At 72.8% G+C, this 6097-nt stretch carries 4 protein-coding genes and 1 riboswitch; all 4 genes read right to left on the reverse strand.

The window, feature by feature from the left end:
* Positions 1–14: 14 nt before the first annotated feature.
* Positions 15–2126, reverse strand: coding sequence for a hypothetical protein (locus J0670_RS27025; protein WP_207814287.1), 2112 nt, complete (start codon positions 2124–2126; stop codon positions 15–17).
* Positions 2123–3925 carry an HSP90 family protein gene (locus J0670_RS27030; RefSeq protein WP_243437581.1) on the reverse strand — a complete coding sequence of 601 codons (1803 nt, stop codon included), beginning with the start codon at positions 3923–3925 and terminating at the stop codon, positions 2123–2125. The genes J0670_RS27025 and J0670_RS27030 overlap by 4 nt, the downstream gene beginning before the upstream one ends.
* Before the next feature lie 126 nt (positions 3926–4051).
* On the reverse strand, positions 4052–4765 hold the full coding sequence (locus J0670_RS27035; protein WP_207814288.1) for an IclR family transcriptional regulator: 714 nt from the start codon (positions 4763–4765) through the stop codon (positions 4052–4054).
* 199 nt (positions 4766–4964) lie between these two features.
* Positions 4965–5107: riboswitch (SAM riboswitch) on the reverse strand.
* 86 nt (positions 5108–5193) lie between these two features.
* Positions 5194–6097 (reverse strand): chitinase (locus J0670_RS27040; protein WP_207814289.1); only part of this gene is annotated, 904 nt, incomplete at its 5' end.

Consider the following 6097-nt stretch of genomic DNA (forward strand, 5'->3'; position numbering starts at 1 on the left):
CGCCGCCCGGTGTGTCAGTCGTCCAGGTCCCCCTCGTCCAGGCCGTGGTCGGCCATGAGCTCGGAGAACTCCTCGTCCTTGCCGAGCGCCCGCAGGGCCTTGGCGAGGACGACCACCTCGTCCCAGGCGTAGTCGGGGTCCTCCAGCAGCTCCAGGGCGGCGCGGGCCGCTTCCTCGGCCGCCGCCGGGTCGCCGAGGCGCAGGTGGACCGCTCCGAGTTCGGTGAGCAGGTCGCCGCGGCGGCTCGCTGCGACGGCGTCCGGGTGCGCGTCGAGCAGCGCGCAGCCCGTTCGCAGCCGGTCGGCGGCGTCCTCGAAGCGGCCGGACGAGTGCAGGTGGCGCGCGGAGGCGAGCACCGTGTCGACGGTCGCCTCGACGGCGGGGCCCACCGGGCGTGCGGGCGGGACCTCGCCGAGGAGGCGGCCGAGGGCCGCGTCGGCCTCCGCGAGGAGGTCGGCGAGCAGGCCCTCGACGGGCTCGCCGTCGGCGCGCGGGTGCCGGGTCAGTGCCGCCCCGAGCGCCGCCACCGAGTCCTCCGTACGTCCGGCGGCCTCGAAACCCCGGGCCGCGGCGAGGTACCGGGCGGCGGCCTCGGGGCCGTAGCCCAGCGACTCGCCGAGGGCGGTTTCGAGCTCCGGGCGCGGTGGCAGTGCCACCGCCGGGGAGCCCTCCCGCGGCTCCCGCGCCCACGGGTCCCGCGCCCACGGGTCCGAGTCCAGGAGCTCGCGCAGCACCCCGGTGGCCGACTGCCGCTGGCCGCCCTCCCGGTAGGCGCGGGCCAGCAGCCACCGGCAGGCCGCCAGGTCGGCCGTCAGACCGAGCCGGTCGAGCTCGCGGACGGCCTCCTCGGCCGCCTCCGCGGCCTCGCTGTACTGCTCCTCGGCGAGGAGCACCTCGGCGGTGGCGACCCTGCTGCGTGCCGCGGCGGTCAGGTCTCCGGCCGCGGTCTGGGCCGCGACCTGGTCGACCAGCCGCTGGAGGCGCTCCCCGCTGCGGGTTCCCAGGTCGCGTTCGAAGACCGACAGGGGAGTGGGCTCGCCGATCGGGCCGGTGCCCATCCAGTCCCGTATTCGGGTGCTCTGGTACGTGTTCCCGTTGCGGGCGTCGAACCGTTCCGCGATGGCCAGGGCGCGCTCACGCAGTTCCACGGCGAGGTCGGCCACCCGCGCGTCCGGGCGGCGCTTTCCCTCCACGGTGGGGAAGCGCAGGACCGTCCCGTCGCCGCCGTCCTGTTCCCGCGCCCGGGACAGGACGGCGACGGCCGCCGCCGCGAACTCCATCTCCATCAGCGGTGTGCGCGGCCGGTCCAGCCAGGAGAGGTGCCGCTCGATCAGGTCGAGTCCGCGCCCGAGGTTGCCGCTGCGCACGCAGAACAGCAGGTTCAGCGCCAGCTCCCCCAGGTGGTGCGGGTTGTCGCGGATCCTCCGGTAGGCGGTGCGGTGCGCCTCGACGGCCCGCTCGCCCAGGCCGGACCGCACGAAGGGCAGCAGCAGCTCGGAGTAGATCCACTGCGGCTGCTCGGTGCAGCCGGAACGGATGGCCGGCTCTCCGACCCGGATCGCCTCCTCGTCCCGGCCGAGCGCCACCAGGGTCCGAACGTGACTGCTCGGCACGCAGCCCGAGCAGTCGGAGAGCCCGTCCCGCTTGCTGAGCGTCATCCGCTCGTAGAAGTCCTGCGCCTGATCGAGTTCGCCGATGCTCTCCGCCAGCAGACCGCGGTGCTGGAGGACGGCGTGCAGGCTGTGGCCGCCCCGGCGGTAGCGCCGCTCCATGTCGTCCAGCAGGTCCATCGTCCGCTGCAGCGGGATCTCCGGGAACTGGTAGACGCTGTAGACCATCCACTTGAAGTGCCACAGCAGGCTGTGCTCGTGCCCGGCGCCGAAACGCTCCGGCTCCCGGTCGTAGGCCGCGAGGCACCAGGAGAAGGTGAGGAACGCCTTCGCCGCCGCCCAGCTGTGCTGGAAGGTCGAGGTCGCCGACATCCTGACGTCGAAGGCGAACTCGACCAGCCCGAGGGCGTCGGCGTGGCGGATCACCTCCTCCAGCGCGGCGAACTTCGCCGCACCCGAGGGCATCCCGTGGGTGCTGCGGTAGAGCTCGCGGAGCTCCTGCTCGGTACGGCTCATCGCTGGCCTCCGGCGACGGCCCGGCCGATCAGGCCGAGGAAGGACTGGTTGAGGGCGGCGGTGTCGACCGGGCGCAGCGGGTGGTGGCCGAGCAGCAGGGCCTGGGCGTAGAGGCCCTCCAGGCACATCGCCTGGAGCTCGGGATCGGCCAGGGCGAGGACCTGGCGGGCCAGCGGGTTGCGGTGGTTGAGCACCAGCCGGGGCCGGGGCGGGGTGTCGGCCTCGAAGGTGCCGAGGATCGCCGCCCAGGTCTCGTCCACCTGCTCCCGGGCGCCCCGGACGTCCAGCTGGAAGGCCGTGTCCTCGTCCAGGAGGTAGAGCGAGGGCAGCCCGGACGGTTCGAAGGAGCGGACCAGCAGGTCGCAGCCGAGGCGGTCGAGCACCCGGTCGGCGACGGCCAGGAACGGGGCGATCGCCTGCTCGTCGGCCGCGTCCAGGCGCTGCAGATGGGTCGTGAGGTCGGCGGCGCGCAGCTGCTCGACCTCCAGGGCCCGGTCCACCGTCGCGAGCCGGTCGATCAGCTCGGCGTCGTAGACGTACCCGGCGTTGACGACGGCCAGGCCCTGCGCCGCGGCCACCGGGGCCAGCTGCCGGAACTCGTCCAGCAGCGGGGTGAAGCGCAGCAGGCCGTAACGGTCGCTGAACTCGCTGAGGGTCAGCGGGCCGACGTTGGTCTCCATCGGCCAGAAGTCGGCGACCAGGCGCAGCATGTCGTCGTCGTGCAGGGCCAGGGCCTTGACCCCCAGGTGGTGGACGCGCAGGAACGCCCGGAGCCTCGCGGGCTCCTGCCGGCTCAACCGCACCAGCCAGCCGCGCAGTTGGTCGCCGAGGGTGTCGCGGGTCGCCTCCAGGAGGGAGTCCTCGTAGAGCGCCTCGCGGCTGGCGGTGGGCCGCAGCTCGGTGGTGTCCACGACGCAGCGCACGAAGAAGGCCCACTCCGGCAGCAGGCGCTCGGCTCCCTCGGAGAGCAGCATCTGCTTGAGGTAGACCCGGTGTGCGGCCGGGACGGCCGGGTTGGCCGGCATCGGCAGGACGAAGGCCACGCCGCGCAGGCCCGCCTCGGCCGTGGCCACGTCGATCACGTCGAAGGGCGCGAAGCCGAAGACCTCCTCGCAGTACGCCTCGAGGCGGGCGCGGCGAGCCTGCTCGCCCTCGCCCTCGGGGCGCTCCCAGGGGGCGGGGCCGCCGGTGACCGGGGCGCCGTCCACCGTGACCGGGTACGGCAGCCGGGCACCGTAGTGGGTGACCAGCTCCGTCACGGCACGGCGGGTGAGCAGGTGCTCGCAGCCGGGCCGGGGGCGCAGGGTGACCGTGGTGCCGGTCTCCTCGCGCTGCCCGTCGGCGGGCGCGAGCTCCACGGAGTAGGCGCCGTCCGAGAATCCGTGCCACAGCACGGTGGGCTCGCCCGCCCTGCGGGTGGTGACCTCGATGGCGTCGGAGACCATGAAGCAGGAGAGCAGCCCGATGCCGAACTGACCCATGAACTCGTGCCGGGCGAAGCCCAGGTCGTCGCGCTTCGAGCTGCGCCCGATCGTCGCCAGCAGCTCGTGGACCTGTGCCTCGCTGAGGCCGATGCCGTTGTCACTGATGGTCAGCGAGCCGTCGCCGGTGGCCTCGCTGGACGCGATCGCGATCCGCGCGTCCGACGACGCCTTCCGCGCGTCGCCGGGGTGCAGGGCCGTGATCGCGTCCACGGCGTTCTGGAGCAGCTCGCGGACGTACACCTGCGGGCTGGTGTAGAGGTGATGACTCAGTAGATCGACGATCCCACGCAGATCGACGCGAAAGGTTTGGCTCAACGGGTTCTCTCCCAGGTCGTGTCGGGAGCACCTTAGAGCGGGGGTAGGACACAGGGAACCGAATATCCGAACCACGGTGTCCGGAACGCCCGCGTCCCCCCGTCGAGGACCACCGCCCGCGGTCGGTCAGGCTTGGCGCAGGGCCTCGGTGAGGCGGTTGGCCGCCTCGACGACGGCCTGGGACAGGCGGGCGCCGGCGTGGCGGGTGAGGCGCTCGATCGGGCCGGAGACGGAGACGGCGGCCACGACCCGGTGGGACGGCCCGCGCACGGGCGCGGAGACGGAGACCACGCCCGGCTCGCGCTCACCCGCGGACTGGGCCCAGCCGCGGCGCCGTACGCCGCTCAGGGCGGTGGCGGTGAACCGGGCGCCCTGGAGGCTGCGGTGGAGACGCTCGGGCTCCTCCCAGGCGAGCAGGATCTGAGCGGCCGAGCCGGCCTTCATCGAGAGGGTGACGCCGACGGGGACGGTGTCGCGAAGACCGGAGAGCCGCTCGGCGGCGGCCACGCAGATGCGGACCTCGCCCTGGCGGCGGTAGAGCTGCGCGCTCTCACCGGTGATGTCGCGCAGCTGGGCGAGGACCGGGCCCGCGGCGGCCAGCAGCCGGTCGTCGCCGGCGGCCGCCGAGAGCTCCGTGAGCCGGGGGCCGAGGACGAACCGGCCCTGGAGGTCCCGGCCGACCAGGCGGTGGTGTTCCAGTGCGACGGCGAGCCGGTGGGCGGTGGGACGCGCCAGGCCGGTGGCGGCGACGAGTCCGCCCAGGCTGACGGGGCCGGCCTCCAGCGTGCCGAGGATCGAGGTGACCTTGTCGAGGACGCCGACGCCGCTCGTGTTCTCCATGGAATGGGTACTCCAGTCTCGAATCCCGTGAGCGGTGGGTGGGTTCGGCTCACGGACGCTCCGCGTGGGGAGCGGGGGGTGGTCAGCGAGGACAGGCCGGAGAAGTCGGCCGATTGCCTGCGCCGGGCACGAGACGGGTACGCGGAAGGGCCGGGGCGGGAAGCGCCCGGGCGAAGGACAGCACAGAGAGCACCGTGTCTCCTCATCTTTCCCGCGCCACGTTGGCGACAGGCCGGAGTTGGCACTGATCCCGGACGGCGCGGCGCGTACTTCGCACGCCGAGTCGACCGGGGAGTTGCCGGGGCTTCGTAGGGCCGGTCCCTCCACCCCTCTGGATGATTCGCCAGGAACCATACAAGATTCCCCCGGCGCCCCGCCAAACCTCCCCACCTTCACGGCCGGCGGCGTCGCCGGACGTCAGCGGGAGGTCAACGGCCCTGGAGGGACTTGACGTTGTCGCCGAACGTCCAGCCCTTCGAGCCGTCCCAGTTGAGCGACCACGTCATGAGCCCCTTCAGCGAACCGTTGAAGGCGCTCCACGACTGGCCGACCAGGCCCGGGTCCATGTAGCCGCCGCCCGCGCCGGGCTGGGCCGGCAGGCCGGGCACCTGCTTGTCGTAGGGCACCTTGACGGTGGTGCCCTGGATGGTCAGGCCGTTGTTCAGGCAGGTGGTCTGCACGGTGAAGCCCTGCACGGTGCCGGCCTGGTAGGAGTCGCCGGAGCAGCCGTACATGCTGCCGTTGTAGTACTGCATGTTCAGCCACCACAGCTGCCCGTTGTCGGCGTACTTCTTGACGATCGGCAGGTAGGCGCCCCAGATCGACCCGTAGTTGACGCTGCCGCCGGTGACGTACGCGGTCTCGGGGGCCATCGTCAGGCCGAAGCCCGCGGGCATCTGGGCCAGCACGCCGTCGATGATGCGGATCAGGTTGGCCTGGGAGGCGGACAGCGTGTTGATGTTGCCGCTCCCGGACAGGCCGGTCTCGATGTCGATGTCGATCCCGTCGAAGTTGTACTTCTTGAGGATCGGGACGACGGTCGCCACGAAGCGGTCGGCGACGGTGCTGGAGCTCAGGTCGATGCCGGCGGCGGCGCCGCCGATCGACATCAGGATCGTCGCCCCGGCCGCCTTGGCCTGGCACATCTCGGCGGGGGTCGAGACCTTGACGTTGGTGTCCATGCCGTCCTGCCACAGGACGGTGCCGTCCGAGAGGATCACCGGGAAGGCGGCGTTGATGACGTTGTAGCCGTGCGCGGCGATCCTGCTGTCCGTGATGGGGACCCAGCCCATGCCGGGGTGGACGCCGTTCGCGGCGCCGTCCCAGTTCTCC

This window comes from Streptomyces sp. FH025 (assembly GCF_017427025.1).
Lineage (GTDB): Bacteria > Actinomycetota > Actinomycetes > Streptomycetales > Streptomycetaceae > Kitasatospora.

What these genes read in the sequence shown, in the direction of transcription:
- J0670_RS27025 (WP_207814287.1), bottom strand. Translation starts at nt 2,126, where the DNA reads ATGAGCCGTACCGAGCAGGAGCTCCGCGAGCTCTACCGCAGCACCCAC.
- J0670_RS27035 (WP_207814288.1), bottom strand. Translation starts at nt 4,765, where the DNA reads ATGGAGAACACGAGCGGCGTCGGCGTCCTCGACAAGGTCACCTCGATC.